The sequence below is a fragment of the Streptomyces sp. NPDC050287 genome (assembly GCF_044459385.1).
GTDB lineage: Bacteria > Actinomycetota > Actinomycetes > Streptomycetales > Streptomycetaceae > Streptomyces.
In genome coordinates, this window is the sequence record NZ_JBITIY010000003.1 from 497,061 (window position 1) to 518,924 (window position 21,864).

The window sequence follows — 21,864 nt, forward strand, 5'->3', positions numbered from 1 at the left end:
GGGAACGACCCCGCGTGCGGCTGAAAGTGGATACTAGTTTCCTCATCGTGGAACTTCAATGGTTTGTTGATGTCGAGAATCTCCGCGTCGAGCCAACGGGGGCGCTCGGTGCGCCCGCACTCACTGAAGGTGCGCCAGGTCCGCCACGGTGTCGATGTCGTACGGCCGCGCCACGTCCCCGCACTCGACGAGCGTGATGTCCTCCTCGTGCGCCTTCAGATAGGCGCGTGCCCCCCGATCGCCGGTCGCAGTCGCGGCGATGCCCGCCCAGTGCGCGGCGCCGAGCAGCACGGGATGCCCTCGCACACCGTCGTAGGCGGCCGAGACCAGCGACATCTCGTCCTGCCCGGCGGCGAGCACCCGGGCCACCGCCTCCGCCCCGATACCGGGCTGGTCGACGAGCGAGACCAGCGCGGCCCGCGCCCCCGTCCCGGCGAGCGAGTCGAGCCCGGCCCGCAGCGACGAGCCCATGCCGTCGGCCCAGTCGGGATTCTCCACGAGCACACAGTCACCGAGCCGCGCCTGTTCCCGTACGGCGCCGGCGGCGGCTCCGAGGACCACGTGGACGCGGGTGCAGCCGGCCGCGCGCAGGACGCCGACCGCGTACTCGACCAGGGGTCGCCCCCGGTGCGGCAGCAGGGCCTTGGGACGTCCGCCGAGCCGCCGGCCGCCGCCGGCCGCGAGAAGCAGCCCGGCCGTGCGCTGTTCGTTCTCCCGTTCGTTGTCCGTCATGCGTCCTGCATACCTGACTCCCGGACGGGTGCCGGGTTTCGAAGGGCTGAATTTCCGTCCTTGTGGTGGCGCGCCCGCCATCGGGTGGCGTTTACTGACCCGCGTCCCCGGCGCTCACCAGCGCTCAGGGGAGCGCCCGAAGGGGTGAGGGTGTGCGGGCGCACAACAGCGGTGCGAGGGGGAGAGCTGTGTTGCGGAGCTTGGGGCCGAGGTCGGTGACGGGCAGCGAAGAGGACAGCAGAGTGGCGGGGCTGCGGGCCGCGGTGTCCCGGCTGCGCCGCGAACTCGCCGCGCATCCCGCCGAGTTTCCCGACCGCGCCGTCGCGGAGGACGAACTCGCCGCGCTGGCCGCGATGGCGAACGGCGGGACGCCCGAGATCTCGCGCCTGCGCCGTTCGCTGCTGCTGATCGCCGGGGCGATCGGCTCCGTCAGCGCGCTGGCGCGGGGCCTGTCGGAGGTGCGCGACGCGGTGGATCGGTTCGGGGAACCGCCGCGCGGGCGGGGGCAGGAGTCCCCGCGGGGGCGGGGCTAGGAGCCCGGGAGCCGCCGCGAGGTCAGAAGCCCTCCGCGGCCCGCTCCGGGCGGGGTGTTGGGCGGACCGGCAAAGCAGCCGCGGCAGGGAGGCCGGCCGCACGAGGACTCAGTCGTCGTGTCCGGTGTTCTCGCTCGGCAGGAACGTCTGGCGTGCCCAGAGGCTCAGCAGCGCCGTCCCACCGACCAGCAGCGGCACCGGGTCACGGCCGGGAGGAGCCAACACATATCCCAGCGCCGTGACCGTGCAGACCGTCAGGGGAATGAACGCCGCCGCACCGTCTATCCCCCACCGCAACGTCGGCTGAGCAGTGCCCAGGACGCTCGCTCCGCCGGACAGCCAAGGGCCGACAGCGACCACCAGCAGGCCCGCGGTAGTGCAGGTGTCGACCAGCTGAGAGGACATCGCCTCAGGGCCGTGCGGGCCGACCGTCCACAGTCGCAGGGTGTCGCCGATCACTACGAGGGACAGCCCGACGATCCCCACCCACAAGGTGATTCTCTGCTCACTCCGTACGAGACGGCGCAGTGCGAACAGAAAACTGAGGAACACGACCTCCGCGGTCCACAGGACACCGACCATCCCCGTCCCCAGTCGCCAGCCGTCACTGGCCCCCCGCAGCAGTACCCATCCCGTCATGAACACGGCCCCGGCTGTGACGACCCCGTCAAGCACGCGTCGCAGCAACACATGCCGGCCATTGCCGGCGTCGGCCGCGACCACCAGACCGGCCATCGCCAGGCCGACCGCCAGCGTCACTCCGGTGACCAGCACCGAACCGAGCAGCGATCGCTCGTCCCGTCCCGAACCCGGGGGGTGAACCGACAGCAGGTTGACCGTCCCCCGGTAAAGACCCCCGGCTACCGCCGAACCCCCCAACAGCAGCAGACGCGTCCGCACCCGTCCGCTCGCCCCGCACGCGCGGAGCAGCAGTGAGGCCGCCAACCCCCAGCAACCGGTGGACGGCCCGGAAGCCACCATCCGCGCCGCCGCGTTCCCGGCCACCCACGGCCCGCTGAAAGTCAGCGCCGTTCCCACGAGACAGGCCACGCCCACCGCACCCCAGGCCCACGCCCCGGTCCGACGGCGGCGGTCCGCCGGGACCGTGAGCACGCCCGGCGACTTCCCCAACCCCGTCATCAGGTGCGCCTTTCCCCCGGTCCCCCGCCCGCAGGGCCTTTCCCGCAGCCCTGGGATCCATTCAGAGACCGTAGAGGACTCGCCACCTGCCCCCAACTGAGCAATCGGCTTATTCACTCGTACTGCGTAAGGCAGCAGAGATCACCGGCCCTGGGTCCGCGCGGCCATCACCGACAGCCTCGCTGTCACCCGCACCCACACCGAACCAACGGGGGACGTCCGGACGTTCCTGTGCGGTCTGCGGTCTGCGGTCTGCGGTCTGCGGTCTGCGGTCTGCTCCGCCGCGAGCATCGGACGTCCGGCAGTATGCCCCTGTGCGCCTCATCCCCGGAACCAATGACCGCGCCGTCGAACCGGCGCGTATCCGTCGTGCGGCGGCCGTGGCCGCAGCGGTGACCGTCGGCGCGGGGCTGGGGCTCAGGGCAGTGGCCGAGGGAAGCCTGGCCAAGTACGGCGGAGACGCGCTGTACACCGTCCTGCTTCTCGCCCTTGTCGTTCTGGTGGCGCCGCGAGTGACGCCCCTGACGGCCGCCGGAAGCGCACTGGCCGTCAGTTGGGGGATCGAGTTCCTACAGCTCAGCGAGGTGCCGGCGGAGCTGTCCCAGCGCAGCGAGGTCACCCGCCTCGTGCTCGGTTCCACCTTCAACGCACCCGACCTGTTCTGGTACGCGGTCGGTGCGGCGGCGGGCTGGCTCGTCCACACCGCGGTGGGCCCCTACCCGGCACGTCGGCCCACAGGGCCCAGTTGATGCGGGCGCCTGTGAGGCCGTCACCGCGTCACGCCGGGTTCTGGGTCGCCAGTGCCCGGGACAGTTCCGTCGCCACCTGCTGCAGAACCGGCACGATCTTCTCCGTCGCCGCCTCCGTCACCCGGCCCGCCGGACCCGAGATCGAGATGGCCGCCGCGGTGGGGGAGTCGGGGACGGAGACCGCGAGGCAGCGGACGCCGATCTCCTGCTCGTTGTCGTCGATGGCGTAGCCGGTCCTGCGTACGTCCTCCAGGGCGGCCAGGAAGCCCTCGGGCGTGGTGATCGTCTTCTCCGTCGCCGCGGGCATGCCGGTGCGGGAGAGGAGGGCGCGCACCTCGTCGTCCGGGACGTTCGCGAGCAGGGCCTTGCCGACGCCCGTGGAGTGCGGCAGGACGCGGCGGCCGACCTCGGTGAACATGCGCATCGAGTGCTTGGACGGCACCTGGGCGACGTACACGATCTCGTCGCCGTCCAGCAGCGCCATGTTCGCCGTCTCGCCGGTCTCCTCGACCAGACGGGCGAGATGGGGGCGGGCCCAGGTGCCGAGAAGACGGGCGGACGACTCGCCGAGGCGGATCAGCCGCGGGCCGAGCGCGTACCGGCGGTTGGCCTGCTGGCGGACGTAACCGCAGGCCACGAGGGTGCGCATGAGGCGGTGGATGGTGGGCAGCGGCAGCCCGCTGCTCGCGGAGAGTTCGCTCAGGCCGACCTCGCCGCCCGCGTCGGCCATCCGCTCGAGGAGATCGAAAGCACGCTCGAGGGACTGGACCCCGCCGGTGGCGGACTTGGCGGAGTCGGTGGTGCTGGCGCTGGACGTCGGCACGGCGCGTTCCTTTCGGCACGGGCGGGAAGGCAGAAGCCTACCCGGCAGTCGGTTGACTCCCTGCTGCTGCATGGCTACGTTCTGGTTGTCGGAAGTTTAATTCCGCTTTGTGGAAACGTCCAGGGCAGGGGCGTGTGGGCCGCCTTGGAGCAGTGTGCCCTTGACGGCGAGGGAGCGGGAGTGAAGACTCCTTCAACAGAACGTTGAATTCCGTTTCGCGGAAGTTAACGGCGGCAGAGAGGGGCCCCGGGTGTCCGACGTAGAACTGGTGCTGCGCTCCACACGCGTCATCACTCCGGAGGGGACGCGCGCGGCCTCGGTCGCGGTCTCCGGGGGAACGATCACTGCCGTACTGCCGTACGACGCCGACGTACCGTCCGCAGCGCGCCTGGAGGACCTCGGCGACGACGTCCTCCTGCCCGGCCTCGTCGACACACACGTGCACGTCAACGATCCCGGCCGCACCGAGTGGGAGGGCTTCTGGACCGCCACCCGTGCCGCGGCCGCCGGCGGCATCACCACCCTCGTCGACATGCCGCTCAACTCCCTGCCGCCCACGACGACGGTCGACAACCTCCGTACGAAGAAGGAGGTCGCCGCCGACAAGGCGCACATCGACGTCGGCTTCTGGGGCGGCGCCCTGCCCGACAACGTCAAGGACCTGCGCCCGCTGCACGAGGCCGGCGTCTTCGGCTTCAAGGCGTTCCTGTCGCCCTCCGGCGTGGACGAGTTCCCGCACCTCGACCAGGACCGACTCGGCCAGTCCCTCGCGGAGATCGCGTCCTTCGGCGGCCTGTTGATCGTGCACGCCGAGGACCCGCGTCACCTCGACGCGGCCCCGCGGCACAGCGGCCCCAAGTACGCCGACTTCCTGGCCTCCCGCCCGCGCGACGCGGAGGACACGGCGATCGCCCAGCTCATCGCCCAGGCGAAACGCCTGCACGCGCGCGTGCACGTCCTTCACCTCTCCTCGTCCGACGCGCTGCCGCTGATCGCCGCCGCCAAGGCGGAGGGCGTCCGCGTCACGGTCGAGACCTGCCCGCACTACCTCACCCTCACCGCCGAGGAAGTCCCCGACGGCGCCAGCGAGTTCAAGTGCTGCCCGCCCATCCGGGAGTCGGCCAACCAGGACCTGCTGTGGCAGGCCCTGGCGGACGGCACGATCGACTGCGTGGTCACGGATCACTCCCCGTCGACCGCGGACCTGAAGACGGACGACTTCGCCACGGCGTGGGGCGGCATCTCCGGCCTGCAGCTGAGCCTGTCAGCGGTGTGGACACAGGCGCGCCGGCGCGGTCACGGCCTGGAGGACGTGGTCGAGTGGATGTCCGCCCGTACGGCGGCTCTCGTGGGCCTCGGCCAGAAGGGCGCCATCGAGGCGGGCCGCGACGCCGACTTCGCGGTGCTCGCCCCCGACGAGACGTTCACCGTCGATCCGGCGGCCCTCCAGCACCGCAACCGGGTCACGGCGTACGCCGGCAAGACCCTGTACGGCGTGGTGAAGTCCACCTGGCTGCGCGGCGAACGGATCGCCGCGGGCGGTGAGTTCACCGAGCCGAAAGGCCGGCTCCTCACGCGCACCGCCTGATCCACCCGTACCCGCGGCGACCGACCTCCGAAAGGCACCTGATCACTGTGACGGCGATGTTGAACTTCACCGGCGACGCGAGTCCCTACGGAGGCGGTGACCCGTACGCGGACTACCGCACCGCCGACTTCCCCTTCACCCAGTACGTCGACCTCGCCGGCCGGCAGCTCGGCGCCGGAGTCATCGCCGCCAACGACGAGTTCTTCGCCCAGCGCGAGAACCTGCTGCTGCCCGGACCCGCCGAGTTCGACCCTGAGCACTTCGGGCACAAGGGCAAGATCATGGACGGCTGGGAGACGCGGCGCCGCCGGGGCGCCTCCGGCGACCATCCCTGGCCGACGGCCGAGGACCACGACTGGGCGCTGGTCCGCCTCGGGGCGCCGGGCGTGATCCGGGGAATCGTCGTGGACACGGCCCACTTCCGCGGCAACTACCCGCAGGCCGTGTCGATCGAGGGCACGTCGATGCCGGGCTCCCCGTCACCGGAGGAACTGCTGGGCGACAACGTCGAGTGGACGACGCTGGTCCCGCGCACCCAGGTCGGCGGCCACGCCGCGAACGGCTTCCCGGTGTCCGTCGAACAGCGCGTCACGCACCTGCGCGTCAACCAGCACCCCGACGGCGGCATCGCGCGCCTGCGGGTGTACGGCGAGGTGGTACCCGACCCGCAGTGGCTGGAGGTCCTCGGCACCTTCGACGTGGTCGCCCTGGAGAACGGCGGCCAGGTCGAGGACGCGTCGAACCTCTTCTACTCGCCGGCCACCAACACCATCCAGCCCGGCCGCTCCCGCAAGATGGACGACGGCTGGGAGACGCGCCGCCGCCGCGACCAGGGCCACGACTGGATCCGTTACCGCCTGGTCGCCCAGTCCCGGATCCGTGCCCTCGAAATCGACACCGCGTACCTCAAGGGCAACAGCGCGGGCTGGGCGTCGGTCTCGGTGAGGGACGGCGGGGCAGGCGGGACTGGAGATGACGGCGGGACCGGCGGGGCTGAGGGTGACGGCGGGACCGGCGGCTGGACGGAGATCCTCCCCCGCACCCGCCTCCAGCCCGACACCGACCACCGCTTCATCCTCCCGGCCCCGGCCGTCGCCACCCACGCGCGCGTGGACATCTATCCGGACGGCGGAATCTCCCGCCTCCGCCTGTTCGGCTCCCTGACTCAGGCGGGCGCGTCGGACCTGTCGGACCGCCACCAGGAACTGGGCGGCTGAGTGGGGACGCACTCCTCGAACGCCGTCAGGGCAGCTTCAGAAGGGCCGGGGGCGGCGGGGGTGCACACCCCAGGACCGCATCACGCCGCATGTCCCCCGTCCACGGAGAACTCACTCCCCGTCACATACTCCGACCCTGCCAGATGGACGATCATCCCCGCCACCTCCTCCGCCGTCCCGAACCGCCCCAACGCCGTCATCGTCGCCTGCCCCTCCGCGTACGGCCCGTCCGCCGGATTCATGTCCGTGTCGGTGGGCCCGGGATGCACGATGTTCGCGGTGATCCCCCGCGCCCCCAACTCCCTCGCCAGCGCCTTCGTCAGCCCGACCAGCGCCGACTTGCTCATCGCGTAGAGCGTCCCTCCGGGCCCCGGCACCCGCTGCGTCATACACGTGCCGACGGTGATGATCCGGCCCCCCGCCCCCATCCGGCCCGCAGCCGCCTGGGAGGCCAGGAACACCCCGCGCACGTTCACCGCGAGCACCCGGTCCACATCACCGACCGACAGGCTCTCCAGCGGTCCGAGCAGCCCGATCCCGACGTTGTTCACCAGCACGTCCAGGCGCCCCCCGAACGCCTCCGCCGTACGCGCGACCGCCCCCGCCGCCTCCCGTGCGTCCGCGGAATCCGCCCGTAGGGCCACCGCTCGACGCCCCAGCGTCTCGACGGTCCTTACGACGTCCTCGGCCGCCGCCTTGTCGTTCACGTACGTCAGGGCCACATCCGCGCCCTCCCGGGCCAGCCGCACGGCCGTCGCCGCGCCGATGCCGCGACTGCCGCCGGTGACCAGCGCCACCTTGCCGTCCAGGGTTCCTTGAGAAGCGTTCCGCGTTCCTTGAGAAGTCATGGACCCATCTCAGCGACCCCGCTCCCGAGGCGCTGGCGGCGAACGGACACCGACGTCAGCCACCGATGAGCTGCGGGCGCCGTCGGCCGGTTCGAACTCCCCGAAGGCTGACGGGCCGGCCGGCCCGCCCCCATCGCCGAATTCGCGTCTCTCCTTGTCCAGGAGCGCACAATCACCCCTGGGGGAGCGACCGTGCCAGGACAGTGCCGCAAGACTTGTCACCCGTCACTGCCGGGACCGAACCGAACACCAAGGGAGGGCAATTGACCGACGAAGCGATGGGTGACGACGTCTACCAGCCGGACGGTTCGGAGGTGCAGGACGACGCCGGGCTGCTGGACGCGTCCGACACCCTGGACTACCGCACCGGCGAGGAGGCCCTGGACGAAGGCTACTCACCCCCGGAGAAGCCCTGGGGTGTACAGCACACCGGCGTCACGGCGGCGGAGCGGCAGCGAGGGGAGACTCTCGACGAGCGCCTCTCCGAGGAGATACCGGACACCGCCGTCCCGGACGGAGACGGCCTCGGGGACACCTGGGACACCGACGGCGAGCTCATCGACGACGAGGTCGGCGACGAGCGGGCCGGACGACTCGTCGCGCCCGACGAGGGCAGCCACGAAACCACCGAATCCGAGCTGATCGCCTCCGACATGGGGCTGGACGGCGCCGGGGCATCCGCCGAGGAGGCGGCCATCCACGTGATTCCGGAGCCGGGGATCCGCTGACGCGACGACGACCGAGGGCCGCGGGCGGCGCGGCGACGGGCGCACGGCAAGTGATCGCTGCCTGCGACTGCCGAGTCGAGGGATCACGGCCGCAGGCGGGCCCGAGCTCAGCCGGATCTCCGGCTCTCAGCGGCGGCGAACAGGGCGAGGCCCAGCACGACCAGTGCGACGCTCGCGTAGATCTCGTAGCCGTCGAGAAAGCCGATCCGCTGTACGAGACCGATGTGCCAGTCGGTGAACTCGTGCAGCAGACCCATCGCACCCTGCACCAGTGCGAGGAAACCGAGGAGCTCCAGAAACTGCTTCATGGCAGGACAGTCGCCCCGCGGACCCCCCACGGACATCGGCCGCGGGGCGGCGCACGTCCGACGGAAGCCTCGCTTCCGCCCGGGCGGGCGCGCCGAAAGTCTCCGGCGCCGCGACTTTGGTCGCCGATCGCGTGCGCGCAGGGGCGTGCCGGGGCCCTCGCTGCGTAGATTTGTCGACCGTGAGTGGTGACGAGAACGTGGCCGTGCCGCAGAGCCTCGCGGGGCGGCGGTGGCTGCTGCCGTCGGCCCTGCTGGCGGAGTTCGACCCCGACGCCGGCCGGCCCGGACGGCGGCCCCGCCGCACCGGGCGGGACTGGATCGTCGACTTCTCCTGCTTCTTCCTGGCCGTGATCGTGGGTCTCGTCGGTGCCGACGCGGTGACCGACAATCCGCACGTTCCGCACGACCTCGCCGTCCTGGACCAGTTGATCGGCGCCCTCGCCTGCGCCGCGGTGTGGCTGCGCCGCCGCCGGCCGGTCGGACTGGCCGTGGCGACGATCCCGGTCGGCGTGCTCTCGGACACCGCGGGCGGCGCGTGCCTGATCGCCCTGTTCACGCTCGCCGTGCACCGCCCCTTCCGGTACGTCGCCTGGGTGGGCGGCATCACCATCGCGCTGATCCCGGTCTACTTCAGGCTGCGTCCCGACCCCGACCTGCCGTACGCCGTCGCGGTCGCCCTGTTCGGGACGCTGACCGCGGCGGTGGTCGGCTGGGGCATGCTCGTGCGCGCCAAGCGGCAGCTGATGCTGAGCCTGCGCGACCGCGCCCGGCGTGCCGAGACGGAGGCGCTGCTGCGCGCGGAGCAGGCGCAGCGGCTCGCCCGCGAGGCCATCGCCCGGGAGATGCACGACGTACTCGCGCACCGGCTGACGCTGCTGAGCGTGCACGCGGGAGCCCTGGAGTTCCGGCCGGACGCACCCCGCGAGGAGGTCGCCCGGGCGGCCGGAGTCATCCGGGAGAGCGCGCACGAGGCCCTGCAGGACCTGCGGGAGATCATCGGCGTGCTGCGGGCCGGCGAGAGCGACGACGCGGGCCGCCCGCAGCCGACGCTGGGCGCGCTGGACGTGCTGGTCGCCGAGTCCCGCGAGGCCGGCATGAAGGTCATCCTCGACAGCCGGGTCACCGACCCGGAAACGGTCCCCGCCTCGGTCGGCCGCACCGCCTACCGCATCGCCCAGGAGGGCCTGACCAACGCCCGCAAACACGCCCCCGGCACGGAGGTCACGGTGTCCGTCAGCGGCGCCCCGGGCGAGGGCCTCACCGTGTCGGTACGCAACCCGCCGCCCGAAGGCGAGGTCCCTCATGTCCCCGGCTCCGGCCAGGGCCTGATCGGCCTGACCGAACGCGCGACCCTGACCGGGGGCCGGCTGGAGCACGGTCCCGAGCCGGACGGCGGATTCGGACTACGGGCCTGGCTGCCATGGGGCTGAGCATCCGGGCTGAGCACTACGGACCTGGCTGCCGTCGGGCTGAGCACCACGGGCCCGGCGGCCATGGGCCTGAGCGCCGACACCCGTCAACTCCCGCGCCACCCCGCCGACTCCGCACCGCGCGACCGTGATCCCGTACGCCTCAACCGTGATTACGTAGGCCCATGACTGCGATCAGACTGCTGCTCGTCGACGACGACCCGCTGGTCAGAGCCGGCCTGTCCCTGATGATGGGCGGTGCCGAGGACATCGAGATCGTCGGTGAGGCGGCGGACGGCGGCGAGGTCGAGGCTCTCGTCGACCGCACCCGGCCGGACGTCGTCCTGATGGACATCCGGATGCCGTCGGTGGACGGCCTGACCGCCACCGAGCGGCTGCGCGGCCGGTCGAAGGCCCCGCAGGTCGTGGTCCTGACCACCTTCCACGCCGACGAGCAGGTGCTGCGGGCCCTGCGTGCGGGTGCCGCCGGTTTCGTCCTCAAGGACACTCCGCCCGCCGAGATCCTCGCCGCGGTGCGCCGGGTCGCGGCGGGTGACCCGGTCCTGTCGCCCACCGTGACCCGTCAGTTGATGGATCACGCGGCGGGCAACGCCGCCGACACGCGCCGCACGCGCGCGCGGGAGCGCATCACCGCTCTCAACGACCGTGAACGGGAGGTCGCCGTCGCGGTCGGCCGGGGCCTGGCGAACGCCGAGATCGCCGCCACGCTGTTCATGAGCGTGGCCACGGTCAAGACCCACGTCTCCCGCATCCTGGCCAAGCTGGACCTCAACAACCGGGTCCAGATCGCTTTGTTGGCGTACGACGCGGGACTTCTGGAAGAACCTGAAGAAACTGAGGCGGACGGGCACTAGCGGATGCCGCCGACCGTTGTCCGGACGAAGGGGGGAATGAGATGGCAGAGGTGATCGACCTCGGGACGTACGGAGACGCGTTCCGCTCCGACCCGCATCCCGTGTACGCCGAGTTGCGCGGTCTCGGCCCCGTCCACCGGGTGCGACCGCCCGGCTCCGACGACGGGTACTGGGCCTGGCTCGTCGTCGGGTACGAGGAGGCGCGGGCCGCGCTGGCCGACCCCCGGCTGGCCAAGGACGGCCGGCGGATCGGGGTGACGTTCCAGGACGAGGAGCTGATCGGCAGACACCTGCTGAGCGCCGACCCGCCCGAGCACACCCGGCTGCGCAAGCTCGTCTCCCGCGCCTTCACCATGCGCCGGGTGGAGGAACTGCGGCCCAGAATCCAGGAGATCACCGACGACCTCCTCGACGCGATGCTGCCGCACGGCCGCGCCGACCTCGTGGAGTCGTTCTCGTACCCGCTGCCGATCACCGTGATCTGCGAACTCCTCGGCGTACCCGAGATGGACCGCACGGAGTTCCGGAAGCTCTCGACGGAAGTGGTCGCGCCCACGAGCGCGGAGAACTCCTACGGCGCCGTCGTGCGGCTCGGCGAGTACCTCACCGAGCTGATCGAGGACAAGCGGTGCGCGGGCCCGAGCGGCGACCTCCTGGGCGACCTCATCCGCACCACCGCCGAGGACGGCGACCGACTCTCCGTGCCGGAACTGCGCGGCATGGCCTTCATCCTGCTGATCGCCGGCCACGAGACGACCGTCAACCTCATCACCACCGGCGTCCATGCCCTGCTCACCCACCCCGACCAACTCGCCGCCCTGCGCGCCGACATGAGCCTCGTCGACGCCGCGGTGGAGGAGACCCTTCGCCATGAGGGCCCGGTGGAGAACGCGACATTCCGGTTCGCCGCCGAGCCTCTGGAGATCGGGGGCGCCACCATCAACAGGGGCGACCCGGTGATGATCGGCCTCACCGCCGCCGACCGTGACGACTCCCGCTACCCGGCCCCGGACCGCTTCGACATCCACCGGGACACCCGCGGCCACCTCGCCTTCGGCCACGGCATCCACTACTGCCTCGGCGCCCCGCTGGCCCGCGTCGAAGCCGGTACGGCGATCCGCTCCCTCCTGGAGCGCGCCCCCGGCCTCGCCCTCGACGGCCCGCCCGGCGACTGGCTCCCGGGGATGCTCATACGCGGGCTGCGCAACCTGCCGGTGCGCTGGTAGGGCCCGGTGATGAGCGGTCGTCCGGCAGGCTCGCGCTCAGCCCACCAACGGCCACACGCCGCCCTGGATCTCCGCCAGCCCGACGGTCCTGCGCTCCCGCCGCGACAGCTCACACGCCTCGGCGATCCGCAGCGCCTGCAAGGCCTCCCGCCCGTCGCAGGGATTGGCCAGCTCACCTCGTACGACGTCCACGAACGCGCGCAGCTCGGCCTCGTAGGCGGGCCCGAACCGCTCCAGGAACCCCGTCCACGGCTTGTCCGCGGCCGGCGGCCCCGTCGGCTCGGTGGACGCGATCGGCGTACGGTCGTCCAGGCCCACCACGATCTGGTCCAGCTCCCCGGCCAGCTCCATGCGGACGTCGTACCCGGCCCCGTTCAGCCGCGTCGCCGTGGCCGTGGCGAGTGTGCCGTCGTCCAGGGTGAGCAGCGCCGCACCCGTGTCGACGTCGCCCGCCTCCCGGAACATCGCCCCGCCCGCGTCGGACCCGGCGGCGCACACGTCGACGACCTCGCGCCCGGTCACCCAGCGCAGGATGTCGAAGTCATGGACCAGCGTGTCCCGGTAGAGCCCGCCCGACACCAGCAGGTACGCGGCCGCCGGCGGCGCCTGGTCGGAGGTCAGCGCCCGAACGGTGTGCAGCCGTCCGAGCCGCCCCGAGCGCACCGCGTCACGCGCCCCCGCGTAGCCCGTGTCGAAGCGGCGCTGGAACCCCATCTGCAGGATCGTTCCGGCCGCCTCGACCTCACCGATCGCCTCTAAGGTGCCCGCCAGGTCGACGGCGATCGGCTTCTCGCAGAACACCGGAAGCCCCGAGCGCGCTGCCCGACCGATCAGTTCGGCGTGCGCCGATGTCGTCGTCGTGATCACCACGGCGTCCACGCCCCAGTGGAAGATCTCGTCCACCCCCGGCGCCGCCGTCTCGCCCAGCCGGTGCGCGAGATCCTGGGCCCGCGCCGGGTCGGCGTCCGTGAGGATCAGGGAGCCGACCTCCCGGTGCCGGCTGAGCGTGTTGGCGTGAATGGCCCCGATGCGGCCTGTACCGATGACTCCGATGCGCATGGAAACAAACTGCGTGCGGAGTCGCCACGATGTCAATCGGCATGTCCGGACAACCGAACTACACGACTTCCCGTCAACAGCGCACGGAGCTACGCTCGGCCCCGTGCCGAAACCAGAAGTGGACCCGACCGTGACGCTCGATCTCCGTGTGGACCGCAGCAGCCCCGTGCCGTTGTACTTCCAGCTGTCCCAGCAGCTGGAGGCCGCGATCGAGCACGGTGCGCTCACCCCCGGCAGCCTGCTCGGCAACGAGATCGAGCTCGCCGGACGGCTCGGTCTGTCCCGGCCGACCGTGCGCCAGGCCATCCAGTCGCTCGTCGACAAGGGCCTTCTGGTGCGCCGCCGGGGCGTCGGGACCCAGGTCGTGCACAGCCAGGTCAAGCGGCCGCTGGAGCTCAGCAGCCTCTTCGACGACCTGGAGGCGGCCGGCCAGCGCCCCGCGACGAAGGTCCTCGTCAACACGCTCGTTCCGGCGCCCGCCGAGATCGCGGCCGCCCTCGGCGTGCCCGAGGACAGCGACGTGCACCGCGTGGAGCGGCTGCGCCTGGCTCACGGGGAGCCGATGGCGTACCTGTGCAACTACCTGCCGCCCGGCCTGCTCGAGCTCGACACCGGGCAGCTGGAGGCTACCGGCCTCTACCGCATGATGCGCTCCGCCGGCATCACCCTGCACAGTGCCCGCCAGTCCATCGGCGCCCGCGCGGCCACCGCGGTCGAGGCCGAGCGGCTCGCGGAGGAGGCGGGCGCCCCGCTGCTCACCATGCAGCGCACCACCTTCGACGACACCGGCCGGGCGGTCGAGTTCGGCGACCACACCTACCGGCCGAGCCGCTACTCGTTCGAGTTCCAGCTGCTCGTCCGGCCCTGAGGTGCCCCGGGTTCGTCGCAATGTCCGGACAAGGCGACCGGTGTCTGGGGGTCCCCCACCGGCCCGGCGCCCGGCCCGCACCCCCGCGCTCGGACATCCACAGGAACCGGCCCATTGCGCCCCCATGCCGCACCCAGCGTGAGTGTGCGGCAGAATCGGGCCCGATGAGCACCTACGGCAACTTCAGCGCCCCCATCGGCTCCCGCCGCGCCACAGCTCTCCGCACGGTCGGTACGCGGGAGCGCCGCTCGCACCTGACCGCGCCCCGTGTGCCGACCGTCGGTATCGACATCGGCGGCACGAAGGTGATGGCGGGCGTCGTCGACGCCGACGGCAACATCCTGGAGATGCTCCGCACGGAGACCCCGGACAAGTCCAAGAGCCCCAAGGTCGTCGAGGACACCATCTGCGAGCTGGTCCTGGACCTGTCCGACCGGCACGACGTGCACGCCGTCGGCATCGGCGCGGCCGGCTGGGTCGACGCCGACCGCAACCGGGTGCTCTTCGCACCTCACCTGTCCTGGCGCAACGAGCCCTTGCGCGACCGTATCGCCGGCCGTCTCGCGGTCCCCGTGCTCGTCGACAACGACGCCAACACCGCCGCCTGGGCGGAATGGCGCTTCGGCGCCGGCCGCGGCGAGGACCACCTCGTCATGATCACGCTCGGTACCGGCATCGGCGGCGCGATCCTCGAGGACGGCCAGGTCAAGCGCGGCAAGTACGGCGTCGCGGGGGAGTTCGGCCACATGCAGGTCGTGCCCGGCGGCCACCGCTGCCCGTGCGGCAACCGTGGCTGCTGGGAGCAGTACAGCTCCGGAAACGCGCTGGTCAGAGAGGCCCGCGAACTGGCCGCGGCCGATTCCCCGGTGGCGTACGGCATCATCGAGCACGTGAAGGGCAGCATCGCCGACATCACCGGCCCGATGATCACCGAGCTGGCCCGTGAGGGCGACGCCATGTGCATCGAACTGCTCCAGGACATCGGGCAGTGGCTCGGCGTCGGCATCGCCAACCTGGCCGCCGCGCTCGACCCGTCCTGCTTCGTGATCGGCGGCGGCGTCTCGGCCGCCGACGACCTGCTGATCGGCCCCGCGCGGGACGCGTTCAAGCGGCAGCTCACCGGTCGCGGCTACCGCCCCGAGGCCCGTATCGCCCGCGCCCAGCTCGGCCCCGAGGCGGGCATGGTCGGCGCGGCCGACCTCGCCCGGCTGGTCGCCCGCCGCTTCCGGCGCGCCAACCGCCGCCGGGTGGAGCGGCACGAGCGGTACGAGCGGTACGTGGAGGCCCGCCGTACGTCCCAGGGGTCCGCGTGATCTCTTCGCTTCCTCACCGGCCCGCGTCGTCCCCGGTCAGGTCGGCACGGCCGCCCGAGGACCGCCGGCACATGATCCGCCGCAGGGCGCTGACCCTGAGCATCATCGTCCTCCTGATCGGCGTCCCGGCCGGCTATCTGGTGATCTCCGCCAACCAGAGCCGCGACAGCGGCAAGGTCAAGGAGGAGAAGTACTCGGCGACCGGCCTCACCGCGGGCTGGCCCTCCAAGGTCCAGCGCCGGCTGTACCAGATCCCGGTCCCGCACCCGGCGGACCGGATCGCGTACTACGAGACCAACAACTGGAAGACCAGCCGCCTGTACGTCCAGTTCCGCACCTCGAGCGCGGGCCTGGACGCCTTCCTCACCGGTATGGGCGTCAACCGGGGCGAGCTCAAGCAGGACGACATCACCATCAGCACCCGCGACCAGCACATCACCGGCTGGGCCTTCAAGATCCCCGGCCCGTATTCCGGCCTCGTCCACAAGCAGAAGAACCCGGCCCCCACCCAGGACGTCGTCGTCAACCTGTCCAACCCGGCGTCCCCCATGGTGTACGTCGTCGCGCGCGCGGTTCCGTGAGGAGGGGCTCCGGCCGGTCGCCGGAGCCGATTGTCAGACCCCGCCCGTAGAGTCGAAGACGAATGATCCGACACGTGGGCGGGAGGTGACAGGACGTATGAGCGACACGGCATCGGTGGCCGGGCGGGCGGAGGAGACCGTGCCCGGCACGGCATCGGTGGCCGGGCATGAGGGGCCGACCGTGCCTCTCCGGCTCGCCGCCGTCTTCCTGCCCGCGCCCCTGCCCCGCGAAGGCCGCGTCGCCTTCTGGGATCCGGCGGACGGCGAGCTGCCCGCCGCCCCCTCCGAGATCACCGTCGTACGACGGCACGGTGCCGGAGTGCGCCGCAGGACCACCCCGGCGCTGTCGCTGTCCGTAGGCGAGGCCCTGCCGCTGCTCGTCCGCGCCCGGCGTGACCCCGCTGCCCACCCGGCCACCGCCTGCTGGGGCGCGGCCGCGCTGCACGCCCTGCGGCTCACCGCCCGCGGCCGCCTGCTCCCCGGTCTGACGGTCACCGGCGACGACGCCTGGCGGGCCGGCCCCCTCGACCCGGGCGACATCGCCCACCTGCGCGCGGTCGCCGCCGCCCTGCCGTACGAGGGACACGCGGTCCCGCTGTCCGGCCCGGGCCCGATCCGCCTGCCCGAACCGGAAGCGCTGATGCGCTCGTTCCTGGACGCGGTCGCGGACACCCTGCCTCGCACTCCCGCGGCGCCGTACGCCTCCGGCAGGCCCTTCGCCGCCCGCGAGCCCCAGCGCCTGCCCGCCGCCCAGGACTGGGCCGCGGAGGTCGCCGCCGGGATGGACGCGGGCGTGCGGATCTCGCTGCGTCTCGACCTGTCCGCGCACGACCTCTTCGACGACTCGGGGGAGGAGGCCCGCCGCGCCGGCGCGGCCATCGTCCAGGTGCACAGCCTCGCCGACCCCACTCTCCTGACGGACGCGGCAGCACTGTGGGCCGGCGAGGCGGACGCGGCCTTCGGGCCCCGCGCGCGCGTGGACGCCGCGCTCGCGGTGCGGCGCGCGGCCCGCGTCTGGCCACCGCTCGACCGGCTCTCCGAGCAGGACGCGCCCGACGTACTGGCCTTGTCCGACGAGGAGTTGGGCGACCTCCTTGGTGTGGCGGCGAACCGGCTCGCGGCGGCCGGGGTCGCCGTGCACTGGCCCCGGGACCTCGCGCAGGACCTCAGCGCGGCCGCGGTGGTCCGGCCCGCGCCGGGCTCGGCGACCGACGGCACCGGCTTCTTCGACAGCGAGGAACTCCTCCAGTTCCGCTGGCAGTTGGCGCTCGGCGGGGACCCGCTCAGCGAGGCCGAGATGGACGCGCTCGCCGAAGCCCACCGTCCCGTCGTCCGCCTCCGGGACCAGTGGGTGCTGGTCGACCCGGCCCTCGTCCGCAAGGCCCGCAAGCGCGAACTGGGCCTTCTCGACCCGGTCGACGCGCTCTCCGTCGCCCTCACCGGCACCGCGGACGTCGACGGCGAGACCGTCGAGGCGGTACCGGTCGGCGCGCTGGCCGCCCTCCGCGACCGTCTGACGGCCGGAGTGAGGCCCGCCGAGCCGCCACCCGGCCTGCGCGCCACCCTGCGCGACTACCAACTCCGGGGCCTGGCCTGGCTGGACCTCATGACCACCCTCGGCCTCGGCGGCTGCCTCGCCGACGACATGGGCCTCGGCAAGACGATCACCGTCATCGCCCTGCACCTGCGCCGGGCCCGCCGGGAGCCGACCCTGGTGATCTGCCCGGCCTCCCTGCTCGGCAACTGGCAGCGGGAGATCACCCGGTTCGCACCCGGAGTCCCCGTCCGCCGCTTCCACGGCCCGGACCGCACCCTGGACGACCTCGACGGCGGCTTCGTCCTCACGACGTACGGCACCATGCGGTCGACGGCATCACAGCTGGCCGAAGAGCACTGGGGCATGGTCGTCGCCGACGAGGCGCAGCACGTCAAGAACCCGTACTCGGCGACCGCGAAAGCCCTGCGCACGATTCCGTCCCCCGCGCGCGTGGCCCTGACCGGCACCCCGGTCGAGAACAACCTCTCCGAGCTGTGGGCACTGCTGGACTGGACGACCCCCGGCCTTCTCGGCCCCCTGAAGTCCTTCCGCGCCCGGCACGCGCGCGCGGTGGAGAACGGCGAGGACGAGGAGGCGGTCGTCCGGCTCGCCCGCCTCGTGCGCCCCTTCCTCCTGCGCCGCAAGAAGTCCGACCCCGGCATCGTCCCCGAACTCCCGCCCAAGACGGAGACGGACCACCCGGTCCCGCTCACCCGCGAACAGACCGCGCTGTACGAGGCGGTGGTGCGCGAGTCGATGCTGGCCATCGAGACCGCGGAGGGCATCGGCCGCCGGGGCCTCGTGCTGAAGCTGCTGGGTGCGCTGAAGCAGATCTGCGACCACCCCGCCCTGTATCTGAAGGAGGCGGTCCCGGCAATGGCCGGCGACGGCCTGGCCGCCCGCTCCGGGAAGCTCCTCCTCCTCGACGAACTGCTGGACACCGTGCTGTCCGAGGACGGCTCCGCGCTCGTCTTCACGCAGTACGTCGGGATGGCCCGCCTGATCACCTCCCATCTGGCCGCCCGCGCGGTCCCGGTGGACCTCCTGCACGGCGGCACGCCGGTACCGGAGCGGGAACGGATGGTGGACCGCTTCCAGGACGGTGCGACCCCGGTCCTGGTGCTGTCGCTCAAGGCGGCCGGCACGGGCCTGAACCTCACCCGCGCGGGACACGTCGTCCACTTCGACCGCTGGTGGAACCCGGCCGTCGAGGAACAGGCCACCGACCGCGCCTACCGCATCGGCCAGACCCAGCCCGTTCAGGTCCACCGCCTGATCACCGAGGGCACGGTGGAGGACCGTATCGCCGAGATGCTGGAATCCAAGCGGGCCCTCGCCGACGCGATCCTCGGCTCCGGCGAGTCGGCCCTCACGGAACTGACGGACCGCGAACTGTCCGACCTGGTGTCCCTTCGGAGGCCGACGTGACGGCCCGCCCCGCCGACGAGGCGCGCCGGGCCCTGCGGGAGGCGCGGAAGAAAGCCGGCAGCGAGCCGCACGTGGCCGAGGCCGGAGCGATGGCTGAGGAAGCGACGGTCGCCGAGGAAGCGACGGTGGCTGAGGAAGCGACAGTGGCTGGGGAAAGCAGGGCGGGGAACCGGGCATTGGCGTGGGGGAGGGGGGCGGGGGCTGAGAGGGGTGCGGAACTTCAGGGGGCCGCGGAGCATGTGGGGACTGCGGAGCATGTGGGGACTGCGGAGCATGTGGGAACCGCGGCGCATGGGAGTTCCGTGGAGCATGAGGAATCCGTGGCGCAAGAAGGATCTGCGGGATACGAGGGGTTTGCGGAACACGAGGGATCCGTGAACTACGAGGGATCAGCGATACACGAGGAATCAGCGAAACATGAGGGCTCCTCGAGGCCTGAGGGCTCCGCGGAACTCCCGGAGCTCCGGGAACCCGTGAAGCCTGCGGCCACCGAAGCCCGACCCGGTGACGCCGCGCGCCAGGCTCTGCGGCAGGCCCGTGCCGCGCGGCGCGGTGCGGGTGCGGAGGTGGACCCGAAGAAGCGGCCCGGCCCGGAGGGAACCGTCGCCGAGGCAGGTCCCGGGGCGGTGCATCCCGGGGTGAAGGACGCCGTCGACGAGGTGAGGGACCGTAGAGAGGGTGCGGTGAGGCCCCACCGCTCGGCTCCCGAAGGCGAAGACCAAAGAACCCGGCGACGGGACGCGCGCCCCGCGGATGTCGTGCGCGAGGCGTTGCGTACGGCGCGCAGCGAGGCCCGGCAGGCTCACGGCGCCACCTCCGCCCCCGAGGGCGGTGTCGCAGGCCGAGGTGAGGCGCCTCGTCGGGCCGGGAGAACCTCGGCGACGGGCCGGGATCGCACCGGCGCGGCCGGACCGGACGCCGCCGGGCCCCGGGCGCGTGACGTGCGGGCGCTGCTCGCCGACGCCTTCCGGATGCCTGAAGCAGCGACCACCCCGGACGCGGACGCCGGCGACGACCGCGGTGAGCGACACGAGGATCCCCTCACGGAAACGCCGCCCCCTGCCACGACCCCCGAGGACACCGGCGCCGCCGCGACAAACTCCGCCTCGCCTCCGGGTGTGGCTCCGGCGGGCCCCGGCTCCCCGGCTCCGCGTCAGGCGTCGACGGGTGATGCTTCCTCGCCTCCGCGTCCGGCTCCGGCGGGCCCCGGCTCCCCGGCCCCGCGTCAGACGTCGACGGGTGCTGCTTCCTCGCCTCCGCGTCCGGCGTCGGTCGGCCCCGGCTCCCCGGTCTCAACTCCGACTCCCGCCGAGCCGGGCATCTCCCCCTCCCCCTCCCCCTCGCCCTCGCCCTCGCTCTCTCCTGCGCCCGCTACCGACGCCTTGCTCCCGCTCCCGCCCTCGCGCCGCACCGACCCTCCACGCCCGTCTCCACCCCCACCCCCGGCTCCGGCCGTCACATCCACCACCGCCCCCGCCCCGCCCCGCCACCCCCGTACCATGGCCGCCCCCGCACGCGACAACGAACTCCGGCGCACCTTCCCCGCCTTCCCGCCGCGGGCCTCCGAGGGCGGCGGGTTCGCCGAGACCTGGTGGGGGAACGCGTGGGTCGCCGCGTTGGAGGAGGGTGCGTTGGATGCCAAGCGGCTGGTGCGAGGGCGTGGGTATGCGGAGCAGGGGCATGTGGACGCCATCACCGTGACGCCGGGGCTCGTGCTCGCCTATGTGCAGGGGAGCCGCCCCCGGCCGTACCGCGTCCAGGTCCGGCTGCGCACACTCGACGAAGCCGACTGGGACCGCTTCCTGCACCGCGCGGCCGAACGGCCCGCCGACATCGCGGCGTTGCTCGACAAGGAGATGCCCCACACGCTGGCCGAGTCCGGAGTGCCGCTGCTGCCGGGCCCGGGTGACCTCGAACCCCGGTGCAGTTGCCCCGACTCCGGTCACCCCTGCAAGCACGCCGCCGCTCTCTGTTACCAGACCGCGCGCCTGCTGGACGCCGACCCCTTCGTCCTGCTCCTGCTGCGCGGCCGCGGTGAACGCGAGCTGCTCGACGCCCTGTCCCGGCTCAGCGCCGCCCGCGCGGCCCGCGCCGCCCAGGAGCGGGGCCCGGCACCCCTGCCCGGCGTACGGGCCACGGACGTCCTCAAACCACGCCAACTCCCGCCTCTGCCATCACCGTTGCCGGTGCCGCCGCATCCCGAGCCGCCCCCGGCGTACCCCGCGACCGCGGGCGGTCCGGACCCCTTCGCCCTGGACCAGCTGGCGACCGACGCGGCGGCCCGCGCCCATGCCCTGCTGGCCACCGGCCGCGACCCGGTCGGCGAACTGACCCTGTGGCAGGACGCGGTACGACTCGCCGCCGCCCGCCCCGGTTCCGGTCTCACCGCGGGCACCCGTGCCCTCTACGCCTCGCTCGCCTCCGCCACCGGCCGCACCCCGGCCGACCTGGCGCGTGCGGTCGCCGCCTGGCGCCAGGGCGGCCCGGAGGGACTGAGCGTCCTCGAAGAGCCCTGGGACCCGCCGGCCGGCCGCTTCGACCGTGCCCGCCCCCTCCTTCTCGCCGCCGACCTCCCCGCCTTCCGCCCCTGGCACAATCACCTCACCCACCCCCGCGGTCACGTCCAGCTCCGCCTCGGCCGCGACGGCCTCTGGTACGCCTACGAGTCCGAGCCCGGCCACGACAACTGGTGGCCCCGCGGCACCCCCGACCTGGATCCGGTCGGCGCCCTGACGGGCCTGGGCGCACCGGGCGAACTCTGACAGCGGACTCTGAGGTCATCGGGGCGCTCCCGGCACCGTGGCCGTGATCCGCCCCGACCGCTATGTGGCGGCGATGGCCGAGGCGGCAGAGCTCGGCACCATGAGTGGTGCCTTCGAGCGGCTGCTCTCCTCCTGAGGTG

Annotated in this window: 19 protein-coding genes; 13 read left to right on the forward strand and 6 right to left on the reverse strand. The window is 72.6% G+C overall.

Annotated elements, in window-relative coordinates; all coding sequences use genetic code 11:
- Window positions 1-120 precede the first annotated feature (120 nt).
- Complete coding sequence (locus tag ACIBK3_RS12640; protein WP_399364748.1) at window positions 121-732, reverse strand: NTP transferase domain-containing protein; 612 nt, start codon at window positions 730-732, stop codon at window positions 121-123.
- Window positions 733-947: 215 nt separating this feature from the next.
- On the opposite strand from ACIBK3_RS12640, the gene ACIBK3_RS12645 reads away from it, so the two are divergent.
- The gene (locus ACIBK3_RS12645; protein WP_399364749.1) at window positions 948-1,265 is read left to right on the forward strand and encodes a DUF5955 family protein; all 318 of its coding nucleotides are present in this window, start codon (window positions 948-950) and stop codon (window positions 1,263-1,265) included.
- A 108-nt stretch (window positions 1,266-1,373) separates the two neighbouring features.
- Here the strand turns inward: ACIBK3_RS12645 and ACIBK3_RS12650 are convergent, their stop codons facing one another.
- Window positions 1,374-2,405, reverse strand: a complete 1,032-nt coding sequence (locus ACIBK3_RS12650) for a hypothetical protein (protein WP_399364751.1) — start codon at window positions 2,403-2,405, stop codon at window positions 1,374-1,376.
- A gap of 314 nt (window positions 2,406-2,719) precedes the next feature.
- On the opposite strand from ACIBK3_RS12650, the gene ACIBK3_RS12655 reads away from it, so the two are divergent.
- Window positions 2,720-3,154 (forward strand): DUF2809 domain-containing protein, encoded by a 435-nt coding sequence (locus ACIBK3_RS12655; RefSeq protein WP_399364753.1) that lies wholly within the window; start codon window positions 2,720-2,722, stop codon window positions 3,152-3,154.
- A 28-nt stretch (window positions 3,155-3,182) separates the two neighbouring features.
- Here the strand turns inward: ACIBK3_RS12655 and ACIBK3_RS12660 are convergent, their stop codons facing one another.
- A complete protein-coding gene (locus ACIBK3_RS12660) occupies window positions 3,183-3,977 on the reverse strand; it encodes an IclR family transcriptional regulator (protein ID WP_399364754.1) in 795 nt (264 codons plus the stop codon).
- A gap of 250 nt (window positions 3,978-4,227) precedes the next feature.
- On the opposite strand from ACIBK3_RS12660, the gene allB reads away from it, so the two are divergent.
- Window positions 4,228-5,565, forward strand: coding sequence for an allantoinase AllB (gene allB, locus ACIBK3_RS12665; protein ID WP_399364756.1), 1,338 nt, complete (start codon window positions 4,228-4,230; stop codon window positions 5,563-5,565).
- A gap of 47 nt (window positions 5,566-5,612) precedes the next feature.
- Window positions 5,613-6,782, forward strand: a complete 1,170-nt coding sequence (gene alc, locus ACIBK3_RS12670) for an allantoicase (protein ID WP_399364758.1) — start codon at window positions 5,613-5,615, stop codon at window positions 6,780-6,782.
- Window positions 6,783-6,862: 80 nt separating this feature from the next.
- On the opposite strand, the gene ACIBK3_RS12675 is transcribed toward alc, so the two are convergent.
- Window positions 6,863-7,630 (reverse strand): SDR family oxidoreductase, encoded by a 768-nt coding sequence (locus ACIBK3_RS12675; protein WP_399364760.1) that lies wholly within the window; start codon window positions 7,628-7,630, stop codon window positions 6,863-6,865.
- A 278-nt stretch (window positions 7,631-7,908) separates the two neighbouring features.
- Here ACIBK3_RS12675 and ACIBK3_RS12680 point away from each other — a divergent pair, with 278 nt between their 5' ends.
- The gene (locus ACIBK3_RS12680) at window positions 7,909-8,358 is read left to right on the forward strand and encodes a DUF5709 domain-containing protein (RefSeq protein ID WP_399365556.1); all 450 of its coding nucleotides are present in this window, start codon (window positions 7,909-7,911) and stop codon (window positions 8,356-8,358) included.
- Window positions 8,359-8,465: 107 nt separating this feature from the next.
- Here the strand turns inward: ACIBK3_RS12680 and ACIBK3_RS12685 are convergent, their stop codons facing one another.
- The gene (locus ACIBK3_RS12685; protein ID WP_399364762.1) at window positions 8,466-8,666 is read right to left on the reverse strand and encodes a hypothetical protein; all 201 of its coding nucleotides are present in this window, start codon (window positions 8,664-8,666) and stop codon (window positions 8,466-8,468) included.
- 170 nt (window positions 8,667-8,836) lie between these two features.
- Between ACIBK3_RS12685 and ACIBK3_RS12690 the strand changes: the two genes are divergently transcribed.
- From ACIBK3_RS12690 to ACIBK3_RS12700, 3 genes are all read left to right on the forward strand, one after another.
- Window positions 8,837-10,096, forward strand: coding sequence for a sensor histidine kinase (locus ACIBK3_RS12690; RefSeq protein ID WP_399364763.1), 1,260 nt, complete (start codon window positions 8,837-8,839; stop codon window positions 10,094-10,096).
- A gap of 164 nt (window positions 10,097-10,260) precedes the next feature.
- Entirely contained in the window at window positions 10,261-10,950 is a 690-nt protein-coding gene (locus ACIBK3_RS12695; protein ID WP_399364765.1) for a response regulator, read from the forward strand.
- Window positions 10,951-10,991: 41 nt separating this feature from the next.
- A complete protein-coding gene (locus ACIBK3_RS12700) occupies window positions 10,992-12,176 on the forward strand; it encodes a cytochrome P450 (protein WP_399364767.1) in 1,185 nt (394 codons plus the stop codon).
- Window positions 12,177-12,212: 36 nt separating this feature from the next.
- Here ACIBK3_RS12700 and ACIBK3_RS12705 read toward each other — a convergent pair whose 3' ends face one another.
- Window positions 12,213-13,235 carry a Gfo/Idh/MocA family oxidoreductase gene (locus tag ACIBK3_RS12705; RefSeq protein ID WP_399364769.1) on the reverse strand — a complete coding sequence of 341 codons (1,023 nt, stop codon included), beginning with the start codon at window positions 13,233-13,235 and terminating at the stop codon, window positions 12,213-12,215.
- 130 nt (window positions 13,236-13,365) lie between these two features.
- Between ACIBK3_RS12705 and ACIBK3_RS12710 the strand changes: the two genes are divergently transcribed.
- The 5 genes from ACIBK3_RS12710 to ACIBK3_RS12730 all read left to right on the forward strand — a co-directional run bounded on the left by ACIBK3_RS12710 (window position 13,366) and on the right by ACIBK3_RS12730 (window position 21,724).
- Window positions 13,366-14,103: a GntR family transcriptional regulator gene (locus ACIBK3_RS12710; protein ID WP_399365558.1), complete on the forward strand. Its 738-nt coding sequence runs from the start codon at window positions 13,366-13,368 to the stop codon at window positions 14,101-14,103.
- Window positions 14,104-14,267: 164 nt separating this feature from the next.
- Entirely contained in the window at window positions 14,268-15,416 is a 1,149-nt protein-coding gene (locus ACIBK3_RS12715; RefSeq protein ID WP_399364771.1) for an ROK family glucokinase, read from the forward strand.
- Window positions 15,413-15,997, forward strand: coding sequence for a sugar kinase (locus tag ACIBK3_RS12720; RefSeq protein WP_399364773.1), 585 nt, complete (start codon window positions 15,413-15,415; stop codon window positions 15,995-15,997). The genes ACIBK3_RS12715 and ACIBK3_RS12720 overlap by 4 nt, the downstream gene beginning before the upstream one ends.
- Before the next feature lie 97 nt (window positions 15,998-16,094).
- The gene (locus ACIBK3_RS12725) at window positions 16,095-18,962 is read left to right on the forward strand and encodes an SNF2-related protein (RefSeq protein WP_399364775.1); all 2,868 of its coding nucleotides are present in this window, start codon (window positions 16,095-16,097) and stop codon (window positions 18,960-18,962) included.
- Between the two features lie 473 nt (window positions 18,963-19,435).
- On the forward strand, window positions 19,436-21,724 hold the full coding sequence (locus ACIBK3_RS12730) for an SWIM zinc finger family protein (RefSeq protein WP_399364777.1): 2,289 nt from the start codon (window positions 19,436-19,438) through the stop codon (window positions 21,722-21,724).
- The last annotated feature ends 140 nt before the right edge of the window (window positions 21,725-21,864 follow it).